Source organism: Mucilaginibacter sp. KACC 22063 (assembly GCF_028736115.1).
Lineage (GTDB): Bacteria > Bacteroidota > Bacteroidia > Sphingobacteriales > Sphingobacteriaceae > Mucilaginibacter.
In genome coordinates, this window is the sequence record NZ_CP117877.1 from 193,446 (window position 1) to 215,407 (window position 21,962).

General features: G+C 42.7%; 22 protein-coding genes. 11 read left to right on the forward strand and 11 right to left on the reverse strand.

Annotation, left to right across the window (positions count from 1 at the left end):
• Positions 1-17: 17 nt before the first annotated feature.
• The 4 genes from PQ461_RS00915 to PQ461_RS00930 all read right to left on the reverse strand — a co-directional run bounded on the left by PQ461_RS00915 (position 18) and on the right by PQ461_RS00930 (position 3,868).
• Positions 18-785, reverse strand: a complete 768-nt coding sequence (locus PQ461_RS00915) for a TatD family hydrolase (protein ID WP_274207737.1) — start codon at positions 783-785, stop codon at positions 18-20.
• Between the two features lie 51 nt (positions 786-836).
• Positions 837-1,817 (reverse strand): FKBP-type peptidyl-prolyl cis-trans isomerase, encoded by a 981-nt coding sequence (locus PQ461_RS00920; protein WP_274207738.1) that lies wholly within the window; start codon positions 1,815-1,817, stop codon positions 837-839.
• Between the two features lie 61 nt (positions 1,818-1,878).
• Positions 1,879-2,850: an FKBP-type peptidyl-prolyl cis-trans isomerase gene (locus PQ461_RS00925; RefSeq protein ID WP_274207739.1), complete on the reverse strand. Its 972-nt coding sequence runs from the start codon at positions 2,848-2,850 to the stop codon at positions 1,879-1,881.
• A 7-nt stretch (positions 2,851-2,857) separates the two neighbouring features.
• Complete coding sequence (locus tag PQ461_RS00930; RefSeq protein WP_274207740.1) at positions 2,858-3,868, reverse strand: DHH family phosphoesterase; 1,011 nt, start codon at positions 3,866-3,868, stop codon at positions 2,858-2,860.
• Between the two features lie 121 nt (positions 3,869-3,989).
• Here PQ461_RS00930 and PQ461_RS00935 point away from each other — a divergent pair, with 121 nt between their 5' ends.
• Together PQ461_RS00935 and PQ461_RS00940 are read left to right on the forward strand one after the other, a co-directional pair.
• Complete coding sequence (locus PQ461_RS00935; protein WP_274207741.1) at positions 3,990-4,409, forward strand: nucleoside-diphosphate kinase; 420 nt, start codon at positions 3,990-3,992, stop codon at positions 4,407-4,409.
• A 153-nt stretch (positions 4,410-4,562) separates the two neighbouring features.
• Entirely contained in the window at positions 4,563-4,784 is a 222-nt protein-coding gene (locus PQ461_RS00940; RefSeq protein ID WP_274207742.1) for a hypothetical protein, read from the forward strand.
• On the opposite strand, the gene PQ461_RS00945 is transcribed toward PQ461_RS00940, so the two are convergent.
• Both PQ461_RS00945 and recF read right to left on the reverse strand, forming a co-directional pair.
• Entirely contained in the window at positions 4,781-5,071 is a 291-nt protein-coding gene (locus tag PQ461_RS00945) for a DciA family protein (protein ID WP_274207743.1), read from the reverse strand. The two genes, PQ461_RS00940 and PQ461_RS00945, sit on opposite strands and share 4 nt — an antisense overlap.
• Positions 5,058-6,164 carry a DNA replication/repair protein RecF gene (recF, locus tag PQ461_RS00950; protein ID WP_274207744.1) on the reverse strand — a complete coding sequence of 369 codons (1,107 nt, stop codon included), beginning with the start codon at positions 6,162-6,164 and terminating at the stop codon, positions 5,058-5,060. The genes PQ461_RS00945 and recF overlap by 14 nt, the downstream gene beginning before the upstream one ends.
• 136 nt (positions 6,165-6,300) lie before the next feature.
• On the opposite strand from recF, the gene PQ461_RS00955 reads away from it, so the two are divergent.
• From PQ461_RS00955 to PQ461_RS00980, 6 genes are all read left to right on the forward strand, one after another.
• Complete coding sequence (locus PQ461_RS00955; protein WP_274207745.1) at positions 6,301-6,987, forward strand: tetratricopeptide repeat protein; 687 nt, start codon at positions 6,301-6,303, stop codon at positions 6,985-6,987.
• An 11-nt stretch (positions 6,988-6,998) separates the two neighbouring features.
• Complete coding sequence (ribH, locus tag PQ461_RS00960) at positions 6,999-7,499, forward strand: 6,7-dimethyl-8-ribityllumazine synthase (protein ID WP_274207746.1); 501 nt, start codon at positions 6,999-7,001, stop codon at positions 7,497-7,499.
• Positions 7,500-7,714: 215 nt separating this feature from the next.
• A complete protein-coding gene (ytxJ, locus tag PQ461_RS00965) occupies positions 7,715-8,044 on the forward strand; it encodes a bacillithiol system redox-active protein YtxJ (RefSeq protein WP_274207747.1) in 330 nt (109 codons plus the stop codon).
• Positions 8,045-8,165: 121 nt separating this feature from the next.
• Positions 8,166-9,044 carry a lipoyl synthase gene (gene lipA / locus PQ461_RS00970; protein WP_274207748.1) on the forward strand — a complete coding sequence of 293 codons (879 nt, stop codon included), beginning with the start codon at positions 8,166-8,168 and terminating at the stop codon, positions 9,042-9,044.
• A gap of 24 nt (positions 9,045-9,068) precedes the next feature.
• Positions 9,069-9,620 carry an RNA polymerase sigma factor gene (locus tag PQ461_RS00975; protein ID WP_274207749.1) on the forward strand — a complete coding sequence of 184 codons (552 nt, stop codon included), beginning with the start codon at positions 9,069-9,071 and terminating at the stop codon, positions 9,618-9,620.
• Between the two features lies 1 nt (position 9,621).
• The gene (locus PQ461_RS00980; RefSeq protein WP_274207750.1) at positions 9,622-10,458 is read left to right on the forward strand and encodes an anti-sigma factor; all 837 of its coding nucleotides are present in this window, start codon (positions 9,622-9,624) and stop codon (positions 10,456-10,458) included.
• A 100-nt stretch (positions 10,459-10,558) separates the two neighbouring features.
• Here the strand turns inward: PQ461_RS00980 and PQ461_RS00985 are convergent, their stop codons facing one another.
• The 3 genes from PQ461_RS00985 to PQ461_RS00995 all read right to left on the reverse strand — a co-directional run bounded on the left by PQ461_RS00985 (position 10,559) and on the right by PQ461_RS00995 (position 16,038).
• A complete protein-coding gene (locus PQ461_RS00985; RefSeq protein ID WP_274207751.1) occupies positions 10,559-12,088 on the reverse strand; it encodes an NAD(P)H-hydrate dehydratase in 1,530 nt (509 codons plus the stop codon).
• 195 nt (positions 12,089-12,283) lie between these two features.
• A complete protein-coding gene (gene uvrA, locus PQ461_RS00990; RefSeq protein WP_274207752.1) occupies positions 12,284-15,130 on the reverse strand; it encodes an excinuclease ABC subunit UvrA in 2,847 nt (948 codons plus the stop codon).
• A gap of 146 nt (positions 15,131-15,276) precedes the next feature.
• Complete coding sequence (locus PQ461_RS00995) at positions 15,277-16,038, reverse strand: lytic transglycosylase domain-containing protein (RefSeq protein WP_274207753.1); 762 nt, start codon at positions 16,036-16,038, stop codon at positions 15,277-15,279.
• A gap of 232 nt (positions 16,039-16,270) precedes the next feature.
• On the opposite strand from PQ461_RS00995, the gene PQ461_RS01000 reads away from it, so the two are divergent.
• The 3 genes from PQ461_RS01000 to cydB all read left to right on the forward strand — a co-directional run bounded on the left by PQ461_RS01000 (position 16,271) and on the right by cydB (position 20,575).
• Positions 16,271-17,647, forward strand: a complete 1,377-nt coding sequence (locus tag PQ461_RS01000; protein WP_274207754.1) for a pseudouridine synthase — start codon at positions 16,271-16,273, stop codon at positions 17,645-17,647.
• A 507-nt stretch (positions 17,648-18,154) separates the two neighbouring features.
• Entirely contained in the window at positions 18,155-19,528 is a 1,374-nt protein-coding gene (locus PQ461_RS01005; RefSeq protein ID WP_274207755.1) for a cytochrome ubiquinol oxidase subunit I, read from the forward strand.
• A gap of 12 nt (positions 19,529-19,540) precedes the next feature.
• A complete protein-coding gene (gene cydB, locus PQ461_RS01010; protein WP_274207756.1) occupies positions 19,541-20,575 on the forward strand; it encodes a cytochrome d ubiquinol oxidase subunit II in 1,035 nt (344 codons plus the stop codon).
• Positions 20,576-20,737: 162 nt separating this feature from the next.
• Here the strand turns inward: cydB and PQ461_RS01015 are convergent, their stop codons facing one another.
• Together PQ461_RS01015 and PQ461_RS01020 are read right to left on the reverse strand one after the other, a co-directional pair.
• The gene (locus PQ461_RS01015; RefSeq protein WP_274207757.1) at positions 20,738-21,319 is read right to left on the reverse strand and encodes a non-canonical purine NTP diphosphatase; all 582 of its coding nucleotides are present in this window, start codon (positions 21,317-21,319) and stop codon (positions 20,738-20,740) included.
• A gap of 1 nt (position 21,320) precedes the next feature.
• The gene (locus tag PQ461_RS01020) at positions 21,321-21,824 is read right to left on the reverse strand and encodes a hypothetical protein (protein ID WP_274207758.1); all 504 of its coding nucleotides are present in this window, start codon (positions 21,822-21,824) and stop codon (positions 21,321-21,323) included.
• Between the last annotated feature and the right edge of the window lie 138 nt (positions 21,825-21,962).

Genomic DNA, 21,962 nt, shown 5'->3' on the forward strand with positions numbered 1-21,962 from the left:
TATGTCAAAAACGAATGTTAAATACCGAATATGCGTTTCGAGTTTTCGGTAGTAACGGCTGCAATCTGCTCGATATCAGTATGATGCAGCAAAGCAACTTTTTCGGCTACGTATTTTAAATAAGCGCTTTCGTTCGGTTTGCCCCGGTACGGTACGGGTGTCAGGTAAGGGGCATCTGTTTCTAAAACAATATGCTGCAGCTCTATCTGCTCCACCACCTTATCTAACCCGCTGTTTTTATAGGTAACCACACCGCCAATACCCAGGTGAAAGCCCAGATCGATTGTGCGGTGCGCCTGTTCCAGGTTCCCGGTAAAGCAATGAAATATACCCCTCAGCTTACTGTCCTTATTACGCTCAAGCACTTCAAAAACTTCGTTAAACGCATCCCGGCAGTGGATCACTATAGGCAGATCAACAGATTTCGCCCAGTTAATCTGAGCTTCAAATGCTGCAACCTGACCATGAAGGAATGTTTTATCCCAATAAAGATCAATACCTATTTCTCCAATAGCGTATGTTTTCTGCTGCCCCCACGCGGCTTTGATCTTGTCAAGCTCCTGTTCCCAACCCGGTTTAACATCGCATGGATGCAGGCCAAGCATCGCAAAGCATTGATCAGGATAGGCATCCACCATTTCATGTACTAATGGTACCGAGGCTGCATCCACATTAGGTAAAAATAACCGGCTGATGTTGTTGTCCAGGCAGCGCTGCATCATCTGTTCGCGTTTAGCTGTATCGCGTTCGTAATAAATGTGGGTGTGCGTGTCTGTTAGTACCATGCTGCAAATGTAAAAAGCCTTCTGTTTGTTGCAGAAGGCTTTTTGATAACTTTATTTATGTGTGACTTTTTTCGTCGTGGTGGTCTTTTTAGCAGTTGTTTTTTTTGCTGCCGGCTTTGCTGCAACAACCGGATGTTTGGTAGGGTATATGCGTAACAAATTTACGTCGAACACCAGCGGGCTGTAAGGCGCAATTGTCGGCGGCGCGCCACGCTCGCCATAAGCCAGTTTCGATGGTAATATCAATTTAGCTGCAGCACCTTCAGGAATGTACTGGAAACCTTCGTCCCAGCCCGGTATCATCTGGCCTGCGCCAACTACAAAACGTATTGGCTCGTAATTACGGCCAGGCTGATCAAGTCCGGCTTCTTTAGCTACCATCTGCACACTCGAGTCAAATACTTTGCCTTCAAGCGTACGGCCAACATAGTTTACCATTACGGTATCGCCCGGTAAAGGTTTACGGCCTGATCCTTTTTCCGGAAGAGAAAGGATGACATACTTTAAGCCAGAAGCGGTTGTCTTTGGCATTAGCTTATTAGCGGTGATGTATTTGGTAATTGCTAATGGTTCTGCTGCCTGTAATTTAGCCATTGATGCATTACGCTCAGCAATTGCTTCGTTTAACGATTGAATTTTTTCAATCTTAATTACAAAAACGATATTACTTTTTGCCGGGAAAAACGGCGGACGTTTGTCTTCCTGGTTTTTAAAAACAGAGTCGGCAGGAATTTTAACCAGCACACTATCCTTATTGCTAAGCAATGGGAAGATAGCCATCAGGTCGGCAATGTTTTGTGTAGGCTGTACCTGTACCTGCGTAGGCGCACCGGCAGTATAAGTGCTGAATAATACCGAATCCTTTTCGGTTTTATTGATCAGGTTTAAAGTAACGATATCGCCAACCTTAATTTTAGGCCCGGTACTTTGTGTAAAGATCTGGTACTGCGCCCCCTGCGAAGTTTGCTGCATTTGTGCTTTTGCCATTGTAACAGCTGATAAAGCAAGCAGCGAGAAAATTAATTTCTTCATATCTGTATAAAAATAAACGCTTATGACTTGTGGGTGCATAAGCGTTTAAATATGGTCTTTATTATTTTGCAGACGGCTGGCCTGGTAACTGCGGCATTACCGGCTTAGGTGCGTTAGGGTTTGGATGGATAATATCAATAACCTCAACATCAAAAGCAAGCGGCGTGTATGGGCCAATTGCCTGGAAACCTTGTTCGCCATAAGCTAAGTTTGATGGAATAACTAATGTAGCCTGAGCGCCTTTATTAAGCATCATTAAGCCCTGGTCCCAACCTTTAATTACAGCATTGATACCAACCGGGATGTGAATTGGCTTATAAGGAGCCATTGGGTTAAACACTTTTTCTTTTTGTGCTACAGCCTTGTCGCTGGTTTCAAATACTTTGCCGTTAGTTACAAAGCGGCCAGTATAATTAACTACTACAGTATCGCCTTTTGCAGGTAGCGCGCCGCTTCCTTGTTTGGTGATCTGGTAGTATAAGCCCGAATCTGATTTGGTAGCATTGATCTTATGATCCGCGATATACTTTTGGATTTTACCAGGCTCAGCAGCTTTCATTTTAGCAGCTTCTGTTTTGAAGTAATCCTGAATACGGCCGCCAAATACCTGGTCGCTTAGTTTACCTTTAGAGATCACTTTATTGATCTTGATCTCATAAATAACAAATTTACCTTTGAAGCCCGGTGGCTTAGGCATGCCTTTTTTAAACAGCGAATCGGCGTTAACTTTAACTTCGGCGCTGTCACCTTCGCTTAAAAGCATCATGGCAGAATAAATATCGCCTTTTGATTGCAATTTAGCAGGGATGGTTAAAAATGCAGGGTGCCCTGTATCATAAGTACTGAATAATACAGAATCGGCATCTGTTTTAGCAATTACGTTTGCGCTTACAAAATCGTTGTTGGTAATGTTGGTACCCGATTTATCGTCGACGATGTTGTAAAGCAACCCGCCATCGCTTTTCTTAAATCCACCGTTACATCCGGCAAAGCCGATAGCTGCAACAGCTAAAAAAACTAAGTTTTTTTTCATCTTGTTCTTATTGTATTAAAAGAGTTTTATAGTTAGGCAATATAGATTTGAATTGGGCAATAACCTGTTCAAGGCTTTCATCAGAGTGGCCGCCCGCGGCATTGCGGTGGCCGCCGCCGTTAAAGTATTTTTTGCAAATGTCATTAGCCGGAAAGTCACCTTTTGAGCGTAAAGATAGTTTTACCCTGTCTTTCCTTTCTACGATAAACGCAGCCAGTTTGATACCTATTATTGATAAAGCATAATTTACGATGCCTTCGGTATCGCCGGTAATAATATGGTATCGTTCAAGCTCGGCCTGTGTTACTGTAATTAATGCGGTATTATACTCGGGTAACACTTCAAGCTTATCGGCGAGGCAATGGCCTAAAAAGCGTAAGCGTGCTTCTGTTGCGCTATTATAAACCAGCTCGTGAATGTGCCAGTTCACGGCACCGGCATCAATAAGATCGGCTACGATGCGGTGTACTGCCGATGTGGTGTTCGGAAAACGGAAAGATCCCGAATCTGTCATGATGCCTGTGTACAGGCAGCTGGCCACATCTTTATTAATTAAAGCTTTGTCATGAAGTTCGTTTACGATAAACTCATAAATCAACTGTGCGGTAGCGCATGCGTTGATATTCCAGTAACGGTAATCATCAAAATCCTGGGGCTCCAGATGATGGTCGATCATGATTTTAACGGCCGTGCTTTTCTCCACCTCTGCGCCAAGCTCGTTGATGCGGCTAAGAGCATTAAAATCAAGGCAAAAGATCAGTTCGGCTTCGGCAACAAGCTGGTTTGATTGCGCGATATGTTCGGTATAAATAATTACCTGTTCGTTACCTGGCATCCAGTCAAAAAACTGCGGATAATCTGTTGGGGTAATTACCTTAGCATGGTGCCCGTGTTGTATCAGATAATTATACAAACCTAAAGAAGAGCCAATAGCATCGCCATCGGGTTTGTGGTGGGTTGTGATCACAATTCTTTTAGGTTGTGCAAGCAGGGCTTTTAAGGCAGTAATATCCAACATCAATAATTTGAAACGAACCGCAAAGCTAATTAAATTAATTAAATAGCACTTATATATTTGATTTAAAGGCTTTAGCTTACGGGGTAAATAAGCTACCTTTGCGGCAATTTTGTGAAGAAAGATGGAAAATAACAAAACATTTACAATGATCAAACCTGATGCTGTTGCTAACGGGCACATCGGTGGTATACTTGATCAGATTATCAAAGCAGGTTTCAGTATAAAAGCAATGAAATTAACTGCACTTACTCCTGAAAAAGCAGGCCAGTTTTATGCTGTACATAAAGAACGTCCTTTTTATAATGACCTTGTTCAGTTTATGTCAAGCGGCCCTATTGTAGCTGCTATCCTTGAGAAAGACAATGCTGTTGAAGAATTTCGTAAGCTTATTGGCGCAACAGACCCTAAAAAAGCAGAAGAAGGAACCATCCGTAACCGCTTTGCCGAATCAATTGAGGCTAACGCAGTACACGGTTCAGATTCTGACGAGAATGCAGCTATAGAAGGTAGCTTTTTCTTTTCAGCTTTCGAGATAATATAATACCGGTTACTTAATAGGTAATTAATTAACGGGCGAACAATTTCGCCCGTTAATTGTGGTAATAGTTTGGTTTATAACATTTGTTTGATATTTTTACCAATACCTTAAATAAATCACAATTATTACTACCTATAAATATTAAAACTAAAAGCGATGAACCTTAGATTAAAGACCGCGATAAAATACATTTTATATGTAGTTTCTCTCCCGTTAATTTTAATCGGCAGCTTTGATCTGTTCATCAACCACCCCGAAGTACAACTGGCGTTTTGGGTGCCGGGTATTGTTCTGATTATTTTCTCAGTTATTCACGATGATCTTTATTCGCATAACTTACGCATGTTTAAAGTAAGGCTTAAAGACAAACACGCTTAAAGAAAGATCAGTTCTTCTACTACATCAGCACTTGCATGCTCATTGAGCTTTTCTATGATTTGCGAACGGATCAGCATCAGTTCATTTTTAACAACTGACGATTCAATCCGTAAAAACAATTTCTTATCGCGGATAAACAATTCCTTTGTGCGGTTAGCAACAGCTTTGCCAACAATATCGGGCCATGCGGCAACAATACCTGTTTCGTCAAAGCGGCGTTTAATTTTATAAACCTGCAGCATTTGCGCAATGGCATCTTTTAAAGTTTTGTCGTTAGCTTTCCGCATATACTTCTCCTCCGGTTACGTTAAATAGTTTCAGGCTTACATCAATGGCATTAAAAACTTCGGCTACACGCTTATCGCTGGTGTCTGTGATAAATACCTGGCCAAAATTATGGTCTGATACCATTTGCATCAACTTGGTAACCCGCAGATTATCCAGTTTATCAAAAATATCATCAAGCAGCAGCAAGGGTTTAAATCCTTTTTGCTGGTATAAAAAGCTATACTGCGCCAACTTCAGCGCAATTAAAAACGACTTTTGCTGCCCCTGCGACCCAAATTTTTTCATAGGCATACCATGTATGCTGAATAGCAGATCATCTCGGTGGATACCTACCGATGTGCGCTGCAATATCCTGTCCCGGTCTGCATTTTTTAAAAGCAGTTCGTTAAAATCGCCATCTATCAGTTGTGATTGATAGATCAGTTCTACCTGTTCAGCTCCGTTACTGATAAAGCGGTAGTGCTCATTAAATATTGGTGTAAAGGCATCCATAAATGCTTTACGTTTTTCAAATATCTTAATTCCGAGCGTTACCATCTGCTCGTTATAAACCTCCAGCAGGCTTACATCAAAACGGCCATTCTCGCTCATGCGTTTTAATACTGCGTTGCGGTTAAGCACGATCTTATTATAGGCAATCAGCTCGTCAAGGTACTGGTTGTCGGTTTGGGATATTACGTTATCAATGAACCTGCGGCGTTCTTCGCTGCCTTCAATAATAATGCTTACATCATATGGCGATACCATTACCAGCGGAAACAAGCCGATATGATCTGCCAGGCGCTGATAATCTTTCTTATTGCGCTTAAACTGCTTTTTCTGATTCCGTTTTACCGAGCAGGCAACACTTTCTGTATGCCCGTTTCTTTCAAATAGACCGTTAATGATAAAAAAATCTGCATCCTGTTTAATCTGCTGGCTATCGATAGGGTTAAAATAACTTTTGCATAACGACAGGTAGTGAATAGCGTCCAGCAGATTGGTTTTTCCAGCCCCGTTATTGCCTGTAAACGCATTAACACCGGGGCTTAGTTCAAGCCTGGCCTCGGCATAATTTTTAAAATTGATAACGGATAATTGCTGCAGATACATAAATCAGGTTTCAAAGTTAGCACATAACAAACGCTTATTATAAAAGGATATTTAAATTAAGTATAACTATTTAACTTAAAAGCTATTGTATAAATTTATGAAAACCGTATTTTTGCACTCCTAATTTTAAATAGAAATGTCAAATACTCAGGCAAACACCAAAGTCGAAACATCGCCAAAGAAAGATTTTGGGCATAACGGCAATTTTGTGCAAGAGAACAGAAAAAGCCTAACCTTTATCATTGCGGCTATTGTTGCGTTGGTTGTGATCTATTTTGCTTATCAAAAAATATACTTAGGCCCACGCGAAAGCGAGGCACAGGATCAAATGCATGTTGCACAGGAAAACTGGGCTAAAAAAGACTGGGACAAGGCACTTAAAGGCGATGCCTCATACCCTGGTTTTGAAAAAATCATCAGCGATTACAGCAACACCAAAGCAGCTAACCTTGCTTACTACTATGGCGGTATTGCTTACCTTAACAAAGGCGAGTACCGCAAAGCGATTGATTACCTGAGCAATTATCATGGTGACGACAGCATGGTATCGGCAGAAGCGCTTGGCGGTACCGGCGATGCTTATGTTGAACTGAAAGATCTTGATAAAGCAGCTTCTTACTTTAAAAAGGCTGCTGACAAAGCGAATAACAAGTTTTTATCTCCATTATACTTAAAGAAATTAGGTTTGGTTTACGAAGCGCAGAACGATAACAAATCGGCTGTTGATGCGTACAAAAAAATTAAATCAGACTATAGCGACAGCGCTGAAGCACAAAATATCGACGAGTATATTGCACGTGCAGAAGCAAAGCTTAACCAATAATTGCAGCCCAGATGGCTACACAGTTAAAAAACCTGTCAGATTTTTCTGAAACCGAAATTCCATCGGCAGCGCCATACCGGTTTGGTATTGTTACGGCCGAATGGAATGCAGAAATCACTAATGCACTGTACCAAGGCGCTTACCAAAGCCTGGTAAATAATGGTGCAAACCCCGATCACATATTTTCATACGCCGTTCCGGGCAGTTTTGAATTAATAGCCGGAGCCGATATTTTGTTTAGAAATATTGCTAACTTAGATGCAGTGATTTGCCTTGGCTGTGTAATACAAGGCGAAACAAGGCACTTTGATTTTATTTGCGATGCAGTGGCAAACGGATTAAGCAACGTAGGCCTTAAACATAGCAAGCCGGTAATTTTTGGTGTACTTACTACTGATAACCAGCAGCAGGCTATTGACCGCGCTGGTGGCAAGCATGGCAACAAAGGAGACGAAGCTGCCATTACAGCAATTAAAATGGCTGACCTTGCCGAAAGCTTTAACAGATTTTAAACTCAGGTATTAAGAGCGATATGAAAAAAATCATCTACATAGCATTAGTGGCAGTAGCTTTAGGTTGCACCATATCTTCATGCTCAAACAAGCTTTGCCCGGCTTACGGCAGCTATCACAGGCGCTAAGCCAAAAGCTTTACTATCTTTTTACAATCCAATTCAAACCTTTTCGCGGTTTTCCGTTTATTTTTGCATAAAGTTATTGGGAAAATTATGAAATGGATACCCTTGGAGTCTGCCGACCAGTTGAATGAGATTAAAGCGCATGCAGGCTACAGCATTATTTTTAAACATAGTACGCGTTGCTCTATCAGCATGATGGCCCGCAGGCGTTTTGAAATGGACTGGGATCAGATGCCCGATAACATTCCGCTGTATTTTCTTGACCTGATCAAATATCGCCCTATCTCAAACCAGGTTGCAGAAGATTTCCATGTACATCACGAATCACCTCAACTGTTGCTGATCAAAGAGGGCGAGTGCATACTTGACCAATCGCACGGTGGCATTTCGGTAGAGGAAGCACTGGTAATGGTACAATAATACCAGCTTCTTAAAAGATTAGATAATATCTGGCCTTAGCAGAGGTCATTTACCTGTAAGTTTTGTGCAGGTGCAACTTTTAAGGTGTTGAGGGCTTTTCTTTTTTATTTACATTTGTATAATGATTGATTTACCGGTTATACCGGCAAGCCAAACCCAACGCAAGCCAGACTGGCTGCGGGTGAAACTTCCGGTTGGAAAAGAATACGCGCATGTACGCAGCCTGGTGGATACCCATAAGCTGCATACCATTTGTGAAAGCGGTAATTGCCCTAACATGGGCGAATGCTGGGGAGCAGGTACTGCCACGTTTATGATACTTGGCAACATCTGTACCCGATCGTGTTCTTTTTGTGCTGTAGCAACAGGCCGCCCGTTGGCTGTTGACATGGACGAGCCTAACCGTGTGGCCAACTCTGTAAAACTAATGCAGGTTAAACACTGCGTTATTACCTCTGTTGACCGCGACGACCTTAAGGATGGCGGTTCCATCATCTGGGCAGAAACCATTAACGCTATTCGCCGCGAAAGCCCTGAAACTACTTTAGAAACTTTATTGCCTGATTTTAAAGGCAACTGGGACAACCTGAAACGTGTAACTGATGTGCGTCCTGAAGTTGTTTCGCATAACCTGGAAACTGTACGCCGCCTTACCCGCGAGGTACGTATACAGGCAAAATACGACCGCAGTTTGGAATGCCTGCGCCACATCTCTGAAGCTGGTTTGCGTACCAAGTCAGGCATTATGCTTGGTTTAGGCGAAACAGAAGAAGATGTTGTGGAAGCAATGGGAGATTTACTGCAGGCCGGTGTGCATATCCTTACCCTGGGGCAGTACCTGCAGCCAACACGCAGCCATCACCCGGTGATTGACTGGATACATCCGGATCAGTTTAAACGTTACAAGGAAATAGGATTAGAAATGGGTTTCAGATACGTAGAGAGCGGGCCGCTTGTGCGCTCATCTTACCATGCTGAAAAACATTTATTTGAAATATGATACTTCCTTCATATCTTCAACCCATTGAGCCGCAGAACCAAAATATCATTATCTGAAGAAGAGCTGGTGCATGCCATGCGCAATCGGGAAAAGATTGCCATTGAGGCATTGTATGATATGTACTCAGCGTCATTATTCGGCGTAATATCAAGAATAATTACCGACGAAGCCATTGCCGAGGATGTGCTTCAGGAGACTTTTGTCAAAATCTGGAATTCGTTCTCCAGTTACAGCGCCGAAAAAGGCCGCCTTTTTACCTGGATGATTAATATTGCACGAAATTTATCAATAGATAAGGTGCGGTCTAAAGATTTTAAAAATCAAACAAAAAACCAGGAACTCGAAAATAACGTAACTTTTATTGACGAGCAAAAAAATACGGTATACAAACCCGAACTACTTGGGATAAAAGATTTAGTGCAGACTTTGAAGCCAGATCAGAAACTGGTGCTTGACCTGGTATACTTTAAAGGTTATACACACGTAGAGGCAGCTGATGAACTTGGCCTGCCGCTTGGAACCGTTAAAACAAGGCTGCGAATGGCAATTCAGGAACTAAGAAAAAGTTTTAATTAAGTTGGAAGACATAAAGACATATATCGAATCAGGCATACTTGAAGCTTACGTTTTGGGGGATGTTACCCCGGAAGAAAAGCTGAAGGTAGAGGCTATGTCTTTACAACACCCTGAAGTGAAGGCCGAACTTATTGAAATTGAACTTTCACTTGAAAAATATGCAGGTGCAGCAGCCATAGACCCTCCAGAACATTTACGCGACCGTGTTTTAAACAGCTTACTGGTAAACTTAGGCGATGATCGTAATTTCCCTACAAAAACGGTATCAGCACATGAAGCTAAAGTAGTTACATTACGTAAGCAAAAATCAAATAGTATTTATAAGTATGCTTTTGCTGCCTGTTTGGCATTACTTATACTCAGTTTAGCAGCATTGTTCAGCGTTTATAACCGCCTGCAGAATACTACGGGGCAATTGCTGGCTCTACAAACACAAAACCAAAAGTACGCCAACCGGGTAAACCTAATGGATAAACAGATTGCGTTGTTCCGCGACCCTGCTTTCCAAATGGTTAAACTTGACGGTACTTCTAAAACACCTAAGGCTAAGCTGATGGTTGCCTATAGCCCTGCCATGAAAGAGGTGATGATTGATATGGGTCGCGCTAAAATGCCTGCCAATGACGATCAGCACTCCTATCAGCTTTGGGCAATTGTTAAAGGCAAGCCGGTTGATCTTGGTGTCTTTGATGCTTCTGCAGATTCTACAGGCATGAAAGAAATGAAGCCAATTGCTGATGCACAGGCATTTGCAGTAACGCTTGAGCCACGCGGCGGCAGTGCTTCTCCAACACTTGACCAGATGATGGCTGTTGGTAAAACCCTCGCTTCCTTATAAAATAAAAAATAATTTGTATTTTCTGTAACTATTGCTGCCTATACTGCATCTTATATACAGTATTTTGTTCTTTATAGGTCAGTTAGTTAGAAAAAAGCGGCTATTTAATACTTAATGCCGCTTTTTTATTTAACAGACCCGCAATAGTAACAGGTACCTGCGCAGCTACTTTTTCAGGAGTAACCACATGCAATTTGTAAGATAGAGCCAACTGATCCCCAGCCAGGCCATGCACATAAACACCAATTAAGCATGCTTCTAAAGCCGGATATCTTTGCGCCAGCAGTGCAGTGATGATCCCGGTAAGTACATCACCCATTCCACCGCTTGCCATAGCCGCGTTACTGGTAGAATTAAAATATAATTTCCCTTCAGGCGATGCGATGATCGTATAATCGTTTTTAAGCACAATGCAAATTTCTAATTCTTTGGCTTTGTGCATGGCAGTTTGCAAACGCTGCCACCAGGTAGTATGATCGCCGAATAAACGGTCAAACTCTTTCATGTGTGGGGTAAGCACACTGCCTTTAGGTAAACAAGCCCAAAGCTCTTTATGCATCGAAAGCATGTTCAGCGCATCGGCATCCACCACTACCGGGCTGGTGTAATTGGTAAAAATCTCACTCAACAGCGCCAAAGTGCTATCATCTTTACCCAAACCTGGTCCAATACCCATTGTGCTGAATCTGTTCCACTCAACGTCGGGCAAATTGTCGCCCTCGCGTATCGCAGCCATAATTTCGGGCATGTAACTGTTGAGCGCGGTTAAGCCGCTTTGCGGTATGCAAGCAGTAGTTAAGCCCGCCCCGGCCTGCACACAGGCAGATGAGCAAAGCAGCGCAGCGCCCATAGTTTGCGCCTGCCCAGCCACTATCAGTGCATGGCCATAAGTCCCTTTATTACTAAATGCTTCGCGGGGCTTCAGCATTTTAATGATATCTTCTTCCTGTAAATATTGGTAAGGCGAATCAATGTTTTGTAGAAAAGCTCGATCAATTCCGATATCAGCCACCAACCATCTTTTGATCCAGGCTTTACTATCTAGTAGCAGAAAATTAATTTTTGGCTGCTGAAAGGTAACAGCAAGGTCGGCTTTTATAACTGTAGCCTCGGGGTTCAATTCCTGGTCGCCATAAAAGCCGGTAGGCACATCAACGGCAACTACTGTTTTATTCAGGCTGTTAATGTATTCAACAAGTCGCTTATAAGCCCCTTCTAATGGTTTGTTCAAGCCATTCCCCAATAAGGCATCTATAATAATATTGGCTGGTTCATTACTTAACTGCTCTGGAGAAGTAAACTCCACAACTTCAATACCTGTATCTTGTAACCTTTGTAAATTGGTATTGAAATCGCTGGTTGATTTCTCAGAGAAGCGGGCGGTTTTAACAGTAATATTTGAATAGCCCTCATGCTTTAAAATACGCGCAATAGCTAAACCATCGCCACCGTTATTACCCGTACCACAATAAACAGCTACACTTTTTTGCTTATCGGGATATTCACTAACGAAAAGATTAACGAATGCCTTTGAAGCACGTTCCATTAGATCTATAGATGATACTGGTTCGTGGGCGATGGTATACGCATCAGCTTCTTTTATCTGCGCTGCGGTTAATAAGGGTTGCATGATGTATAAAGTTACTCAGGCTGATTTTGTTTACAAAATGACAATACGTCATTGCAAGAACTGATAGGTGGGGATTGCTTCTCCGTCAGCCGGCAGATCGCAAGATGCGTTTTAATAATTACTTCTCCTCCTATATATAGTCTGTTGCTATTGGTCTCTCACCTCAGAGCCTCTGGCATCTCGTCTCCGATATCTTTACTTAATGCCCATTTCCTTAGCCAGAAACTTGCCTGTAAAACTATCTTTTGATTTGGCTAAGCCTTCGGGTGAACCGGTAAAAACAATAGTACCACCGCCTGAACCACCTTCAGGGCCCAGATCAATCACATGATCTACCACTTTAATTACATCAAGGTTATGTTCAATTACTAACACCGTATTGCCTTTATCAACCAACTGGTTTAATACACCAAGCAATACATTAATGTCCTCAAAGTGCAGGCCTGTTGTTGGCTCGTCAAGTATATAGAAGGTATTACCTGTATCCTTTTTAGAAAGCTCGGTAGCCAGTTTTACACGCTGCGCTTCGCCGCCTGACAGGGTTAAAGATGATTGCCCCAGTGTGATATAGCCCAAGCCAACATCATTCAGTGTTTTTACCTTTCGGTATATAGCCGGGATATGCTCAAAGAAAGGCACGGCCTCTTCAATGCTCATGTCCAGTACATCACTGATAGATTTACCACGGTATCTTACCTCCAGTGTTTCGCGGTTGTAGCGTTTGCCGCCGCACTCTTCACATGGTACGTGTACATCAGGCAAAAAGTTCATTTCAATCAGCTTCATGCCCGCACCCTGGCAAGTTTCGCAGCGGCCACCTTTTACGTTGAAGGAGAAACGGCCTGGCTTATAACCCCTGATCTTTGACTCGGGCAACTGAACGTAAAGGTTTCTAATATCAGAGAACACACCAGTATAGGTAGCCGGATTTGAGCGCGGCGTACGGCCAATAGGCGTTTGGTCAATCTCAATTACCTTGTCGATATGCTCTAACCCATCAATCTTTTTATAAGTTAAAGGATGTTTCTTAGCGCGGAAAAAGTGATGATTAAGTATCGGGTATAGTGTTTCGGTAATTAAGCTCGACTTGCCGCTGCCAGATACACCGGTTACACCGATCAGCTTACCCAAAGGAAAGTCGACAGATACGTTTTTAAGGTTATGGCCAGTCGCGTTTTTTAATGAAAGCTTTTTGCCGTTGCCTGCCCTGCGCTTTTTAGGTATAGCAATTTCGCGCTCGCCATTTAAATAGGAGGTGGTAAGTGTATGTGCTTCCATTAACTGGGCAGGTGTGCCTTCGGCAACTACTGTTCCGCCGTGTACGCCTGCAGCCGGTCCCATGTCAATCACATGGTCGGCTTCAAGGATCATGTCCTTATCGTGCTCAACCACTAAAACGGTATTACCCAGATCGCGCAGGTTCTTTAATGCTTTAATCAGGCGGTCGTTATCGCGCTGGTGCAAACCGATGCTCGGCTCATCCAGAATGTACATTACATTCATCAGCTGCGAACCAATCTGAGTAGCCAGGCGGATACGCTGTGCTTCACCACCAGATAGCGTACGTGCAGTACGGTCGAGCGTTAAATAGCTTAAGCCTACATCAAGCAAAAAGCCTATGCGGGCACGTATTTCCTTTAATATCTCCTTAGCGATTATATTCTGACGGTCATTAAGGCGTTCTTCTAATCCAGTGAACCAGTCTTGCAGGGTATTAATATCCATACAAGCCAGTTCAAAAATATTTTTATTATCCACCTTAAAATGCAGCGATTCTTTCTTCAATCGTGCGCCACCACAAACCGGGCAGGTTTTAAGTACACGATAGGCTTCCATGTCGTCCACGGCATCTTCACTGCGGCGTTCCTGCTGCTCTTCAAGCATGCGGATGATGCCATCAAACGTGATCTGGTAGCTTTGAACGTTCCATTTGTTATACTCAACTGCCACCGTGATCAACTCATGCGATCCATTCAAGATGATCTCCAGCTTATCGCGCGGGATTTTTTCAATCGGTACAGATAAAGAAAACTCATACTTTTTGGCAAGCGCTTTCAGTACATGGAAAATCCAGGTTTCACGGTATTCACCAATTGGTGCTAAACCGCCGTTAATAATACTCAGCTTCGGGTTGGGAATAACTGAATTTTCGTCAACCTCAAAAATGTATCCTAAACCGTCGCACTTATCGCAGGCGCCATAAGGTGAGTTAAACGAGAAAGTATTAGGCTGCGGTTCATCATAAGAAATCCCCGAAACCGGGTCCATCAGGTATTTACTGAAGTAAGAAATGTTGTTATCCTTATCAGCAACACGAATAATACCTTTTGCTGTTTTTAGCGCCGACTGTAAGGAGGTGTACAAACGTTTACTGTCTTTATCGCTAATCACCAAACGGTCAACCACAATATCAATATCGTGGATCTTATAGCGGTCAACCTGCATTTTGGGCTCAACGTCCATAATCTCGCCGTCGACCCAAACTTTAAGATAGCCCTGTTTGCGGATTTGCTCAAACAACTCGCGGTAGTGCCCTTTACGTCCTTTAACAACAGGAGCAAGGATATTAACCGGCTGCCCATCGAACTTGCTTAAAATGGCTTTGTAGATCTGGTCTTCAGACATACGTTCCATTTTCTCGCCGGTAACATAAGAATAGGCGTCACCTGCACGTGCATAAAGCAGGCGCATAAAGTCGTAGATCTCGGTAATGGTGCCTACTGTTGAACGTGGGTTTTTGCTGGTGGTTTTTTGCTCAATGGCAATCACCGGGCTAAGGCCCGATACCTTATCCACATCCGGGCGCTCCATGCCGCCCATAAACTGGCGCGAGTAGGCAGAAAATGTTTCCATATAACGGCGCTGGCCTTCGGCATAGATGGTATCAAATGCCAATGATGACTTGCCGCTGCCGCTTAAACCGGTAATTACTACCAGCTTGTTACGTGGGAAAGAAACATCTATATTTTTTAAGTTGTGAACCCGGGCTCCATAAACTTCAACTTCACTTTGCTCGCCCAGATCAACGTTATTTTTATTCATAAATTACTATCGGAAAACTAATGTAACCCTGCTTACACAGCTATGTTTGTGCCATAGTTTAAATAGCAGAAAAAGAGGCACAAATATAACAAAAAAAGGCCGTTCTGTCAGCTGGACAAAACGGCCTCTACATGCTCCGTAATATTTTAATTAGCAACCAATAACTCTGCTGGCGGGGTAAACTCTGTGGTTACCGTTTTATACCCGTATTTACGCGGTTTCTCAATCACCTCTTTCATGGCAATGAGCTTGTAAATATATGAGCCTGTTTCTTTGTTAAGGCTCATGCGGTAATAGTTGCCCTGGTTATGGCGGTTAATGGCACGTGCCACACGTGGCGACCCTGCATTATAAGCAGCAGCGGCCAATGTCCAGCTGTTAAACTGTCCATAAAGTTCTTTAAGGTATTTGCAGGCAGCAATAGTTGATTTGCGGACATTTAAACGCTCGTCTTTACTGCTGTTTACCTTTAGCCCATAGTCGCGGGCGGTTTGTGGCATAAACTGCCATAATCCACGCGCGCCTTTAGGTGAGGTGCCTTCTTTAAGGCCCGACTCTACCAATGGCATGTACTTAAAATCTTCCGGAATGCCGTATGCAAGCAAAATCGGCTCAATGATCGGAAATAGTTTGGCAGCTTTCTTTTGCAATAATTGCGAACCTACCCTTGCGTAGCTATGGCGCCATAACGAAACTTTGATTTTTCTGTTGGCTTTTTTATTAGCTACCGGCATAGACTCATCGGCAAAATTGTAGCCTTTGTTTGGTTCAATACGCGGCGTCAGGTAAGGTGCAAAGCGTGTTATTTTTACCTGACTTCTCTTTTCAGTTGTACTGCAAATAAACAGTTTGAAAATGACAACCGACACCAATATTACGGAGCACGTAATTAGATGTTTTTTAATCATTCAATGTATTTTAGTTCAACAATAGTAGGTTGATGTGTCGGCAAAGGTAAAAAAACAGGTCAGAATATCAAATAGTTAGCCACCCCTTAGTGTTTATCAACATGTTGATAACTTTTAAAAACACTTGTTTTTAACTATGTATGCATAGTTTTTTTGTGAAAAAATAAATTCCAAATTTCATTAAATTTCGTAACTTTACACCCCTCGCTGAGAAGCGTTAACCCCCAAAAGTATGGTATTTAGAAAACCAGGCAACAGTCGCGACGACAAGCCATCAAGATCAACAGGAAGAAGCGCAAAAAGCGCAGAAGGTTCAGGAAGCAGAGCTTCATCGGGTCCGCGTTCATCCTCAAAATTCAACAAAGATTTTAACGATTCACCAAGACGTCCCCGTACTACATCGGAAGACGGAGAACGTAGCTTTAGCAAGTCAGCTGACAGCAAAAGCGGCGAGCGTAGTTTTGGCCGTTCAAGTGGTGGCGACCGCCCTTACAAAAGTACCGGAAAATCTTTTGGTGATAAACCTGCCCGCAAAACAGGCGATAAGCCATTTGGTGGCAAAAGCAGTGACCGTTCATTCGGCGATAAAAAGTTTGGCAATAAGTCGGGCTTTGGCAAGTCAGAAGGAAGGTCGTTTGGCAACCGCAGCAGCGATAAGCCTTATGGCGAAAAGAAATTCGGTAATAAATCTGGTTTTAACAGATCAGAAGGCGAATCATTCGGCAATCGTAGTTCAGAAGGACGTTATGAAAAACGTACAGAGAACTTTGGTAGACCGTTCAAAAAATCATACGACAAGCCAGAGCGTTCACGCGACTTTGATGCCGACAAAAAACCTGCACGTACCATGCGTGCAAAAAAATCAACCACCACTACAGAAAGTAAAGACGACGGCCTGATCAGGTTGAACCGTTATATTTCAAACGCAGGTATTTGCTCACGCCGTAAAGCTGATGAGTTGATACAAGCCGGCGTTGTTAGTGTTAATGGCGAGGTTGTTTCAGAACTTGGCTATAAGGTTGATCCCTCGAAAGATTTGATCCGTTACAATGGGGAAACATTGAAGCGCGAAAAAATGGTTTACGTGTTATTAAATAAACCAAAGGATTATATTACTACAACCGACGATCCGCAGGAACGTCGCACAGTAATGCAGTTGGTTGATAAAGCCAGCAAAGAACGCATTTATCCTGTAGGCCGTTTAGACCGTAATACAACAGGTTTACTGCTGATGACCAATGATGGCGACCTGGCAGATAAACTTTCGCACCCACGTAATAGCATTACCAAGATATACCAGGTTGAGTTAAGCAAAAGCTTAACCCAGGGAGATTTAAATAAAATACAATTTGGTGTTGAGCTGGAAGACGGCTTTATTAAGCCAGATGCAGTATCTTATGTACAGGGCGGAACAAAACGCGAAGTAGGTATCCAGATCCATAGCGGACGTAACCGCATCGTTCGCCGTATATTTGAACATTTAGGTTATGAAGTAGAAAAGCTTGACCGTTCGGTTTATGCCAACCTTACCAAAAAGGACCTTCCGCGTGGCCGATGGAGATTTTTAGACGAAAAAGAGGTGATACAATTAAAGAACCTTGTAAAATAAAACGAAGCCCTTTGTGAAAGCAAAGGGCTTTTTTGTTGAAGCCTCACCGCAACCCTCTCCAAAAGGAGAGGGAGTTTATACTATCGAAATCGTCTTTGCGAGGAGTGTAAACGACGAAGCAATCCCCGAGAGGCATGTTTGACCTCACCCCAGCCCTCCTCAAAAGGAAAGGGCGTTTTATTATCAAGATCGTCTTTGCGAGGAACGATGCAATCACTAGCAATTAATTTGCATCCTGGTGATTGCTTCTCCGCCGAAAGCGGATCGCAATGACGTATCTGATAATATTTTTGAGTCTTATCTACTATATATAAATCACTTTGGCCGGGTAGGATTTAGGTAACGCTTCTCTTTTATAATAAATTATCCCCACTCCTCAAAAGCTGGTACAACTAATACTTTAATTCATATCTTTTCTAAATTGCATTTTTAGCTTGTAGTTGCACACATTGTAACGCTTCCGTTACGACATTTGAATTGCAGCGACTGCCTTAAAATTAAATAGTTATGAACGTTGAAATATTAGCCCGTGTCCAATTCGCGTTTACAATTGCTTTCCATTACATCTATCCGCCGCTTAGCATTGGCCTTGGATTAAACATGGTCATTATGGAAGCCATGTATCTGAAAACCGGAGAGAAGATCTATGAAAAGATGACCAAATTTTTTGTGCGCATTTTCGCCTTAATATTTGGTATCGGTGTGGCTACCGGTATTGTAATGGAATTTGAGTTTGGTACCAACTGGGCTACCTATTCCCGTTATGTGGGCGATGTTTTTGGCAGCGCATTGGCCGCTGAAGGTATCTTTGCCTTTGCGCTCGAATCTGGTTTCCTGGGTATATTACTTTTCGGCTGGAATAAGGTTAGTCCTAAAGTGCATTTCATTTCAACATTGCTGGTCACATTAGGGTCAATGTTTTCGGCCATATGGATAGTGGTTGCTAATTCATGGCAGCAAACCCCTGCAGGTTATCACATAGTGGGTACCGGCTTCAATGCCCGGGCACAGATCACCGATTTTTGGGCAATGGTTTTTAACCCGTCATCCGTGCAGCGCATAACGCATGTATGGCTGGGGGCATTTTTATCAGGTACGTTTTTGGTGTTAAGTATCAGCGCCTATTACCTGCTTAAAAACCGTTATGTCAGTTTTTCAAGAAAGTCATTCAAAATATCCTTGGTACTGGCCACCATTTGTTCACTGGCGCAACTATTCGCAGGCCATGAGTCGGCAAAGGTAGTGGCCGATTACCAGCCTGCTAAGCTGGCTGCTATTGAGGGACACTTTGATGGCTCAAAACCGGCTGATATGTACCTGATTGGATATATCGATCAAAAGAAAAACGAGACAAAGGGTATTGGTATTCCGGGTGGCTTAAGTTTTATTACCAAAGGCGACTTCAAAAAGCCGGTTACCGGATTAAATAATTTCAAACCGGACGACCGGCCGCATGCTTTGAATTTTGTGTTCCAAACGTATCACCTCATGGTAGCTATCGGCATGTTTATGATAGCACTTACCCTGTATGCATGCTTTTTATGGTGGCGTGGCAAACTATTTAATAAAAGGTGGCTGATGTACATCTTCGCTTTTTCGGTATTGCTGCCGCAGCTGGCTAACCAGGTAGGCTGGTACACAGCCGAAGTTGGCCGCCAGCCCTGGGTAGTGTATGGGCTGCTCCGCACATCGCATGCGCTCTCACAAGCTGTAAAGGCAGAAGCCGTTGTGTTTTCGCTTATCCTTTTCACATTTGTTTATATCATCTTGTTCAGCTTGTTTATTTACCTGCTTAACAAGAAAATTAAACATGGGCCGTTCGACGAAGAGAACCTTGACCATAGTCCGCGTCATATAGAAATGGCAGATTCATTATCATAAACAGTAATACACATGGCAACATTTTTAGGTATCGATTATCAAACATGGTGGTTCCTGCTAATTGGAGCAGTGTTTACAGGCTATATAATTTTAGATGGATTTGACTTGGGCGCCGGTGCACTGCACCTGTTTTTTAACAAGGAGGATAGCCGGCGTATTGCGCTTAATGCAATTGGCCCGGTTTGGGACGGCAATGAAGTTTGGATAGTGATAGGCGGCGGTTCGTTATTTGCTGGTTTCCCGGAGGTTTACGCTTCGCTGCTATCTGCGTTTTATGTGCCTTTTATGCTTTTTCTTACCGGCATAATATTCAGGGCCATATCTATTGAATTTAGGAGCAAGGAACCAATGAAATGGTGGCGCAGAATGTGGGATATCTGTTATGCCTGCTCAAGCTCGCTGATTGCCTTTTTATTAGGGGTAATATTGGGCAATGTAATACAAGGGATAAACATGGGGGCCGACCATGTATTCCGTGGCAATGTGCTTGATTTTGTTAACCCATATTCTATACTGATGGGGATCACTACTCTGGCTTTAATGATGATGCACGGTGCTATTTACCTGGTAATGAAAACAGAGAACAGACTGTATACCAAGCTTACCATTATGGTGCGGGATACCACCATCTTTTTTGTGATTATGATACTGCTAACCTCTTTTTACACACTGCTTTACCTGCCGCACATGGCTATCACCATGCGCAGGTACCCTGTAATGTTTGTTATCCCGGTAATGATGGTATTAGCTATAGCTAACGTAACCCGGCAAATCACCAAGCGTAAATATTTGTTTGCCTTTATATCTTCGGCGGTAACCATCAGCCTGTTAATGGTGTTGGTAGCCATAGAACTTTACCCTAACATGCTGCTTTCAAAAGTAAATCCGGCTTATCACCTTACTGTTTACAACGCATCCTCATCGGAAAAGACGTTGGGCATTATGCTGATCTTTGCAGCCATAGGCGTACCGTTGGTTGTAGGCTATACCACTTTTGTATTTTTCACCTTTAAGGGAAAAGTAAAGCTGGATGAAATGAGTTATTAGATTTGAAGATAAGAGCTCAGAGACGAGAAGCCAGAGGTCAGATATAAAAACTTTATAATAGAAGCAGACACCGTCTTGGCGAAGAGTGTTAGCGACGAATAAATCCCCTGCTTTAAAAGTAATTAGCTTAAATTTTCATTGCATTTAGAGAGCAGCAAGGGGTTACTGCTCCTTCAAAAACGCCATCAGCTTTTCCATGGCTTTTGCACGGTGGCTAATGCGGTTCTTTTCTTCCATAGTCATTTCGGCAAAGGTAACGTCATATCCTTCTGGCTGGAAGATGGGGTCATACCCAAAACCTTCTGATCCTGACAGTTCATTTCGGATAGTGCCTTCAACCGTACCTTCAAAAAAGTGCTCCTCACCATTCCATATCAATGAAATCACAGTGATGAAACGTGCCCTGCGGTTTTCAATGCCCTGCAAATTATCAAGCACCTTTTTTATGTTGGCAGCATGGTTGCCATGTTTCCCGGCATAACGTGCAGAGTAAACGCCAGGCTCCCCATTCAGTGCTTCTATCTCCAGTCCGCTGTCGTCGCCAAAGCAATCGAGGCGATACTTATTAAAAATATGATGGCTTTTTATCGAGGCATTTGCATGAAAAGTTGCGCCGTTCTCTTCAATATCATCCGTACAGCCAATATCATTAAGAGTTAATAGTTTAAACTTGTCGCCAATTTTATCAGCAACTTCATCCAGCTTATGGCGGTTATTTGTGGCAAAAACTAATTGGTGAGGCATATTAAAAATTCTTCATTTGTTCCCAAAATGACTTTGCCTTTTCACGGTCGGCCAGCATTTCGGTAAAACTATAAGTATGCAGCTGTTTGATATCGCCTTCGGCAATGGTGTTTATATTTATTGATGGTAATCCGCTAATAACTGCTGTGGAACCCAGTACAACCAGCTTTGTAGGCTTATAAAATGAAACGATATGCTGCTGAACTTGCGGATCAACTTTAGCAACGTTTAAAATAGCTACATCAGCCAAAGTAAGTTCTTTTCTGCCAAGCGTACTTTCCAGCGCTTTCTGATGCGCCGGGTCCATGTGTTCATGGTCGCTGTAATGTACTAATATCAGAAACTGCTTGTTGTTATTTCCCAGGCAATTAAATTGCGGTTCGGGCGTTTTTTCTTCTGTGGGTGCAGCTGCGGGGCCTTCAGCATAAAAAGCCTTATCTTCTTTAAGCAGGTATAATTCGTCCTGCAAAAAAAACTGAAGAAAGGCGGTGTCGTCCGTTGGCATATTTAACAAATTTTAACCAAAAATACTTAAAGCAACTGAGCCATAATCAGCATATTCGTAAAATATTGGCTATTATGGCTAAATAACATTTTAAACGCCTGCAGTTCAATAAAAATTGCGAAATTTGTTGATTATTAG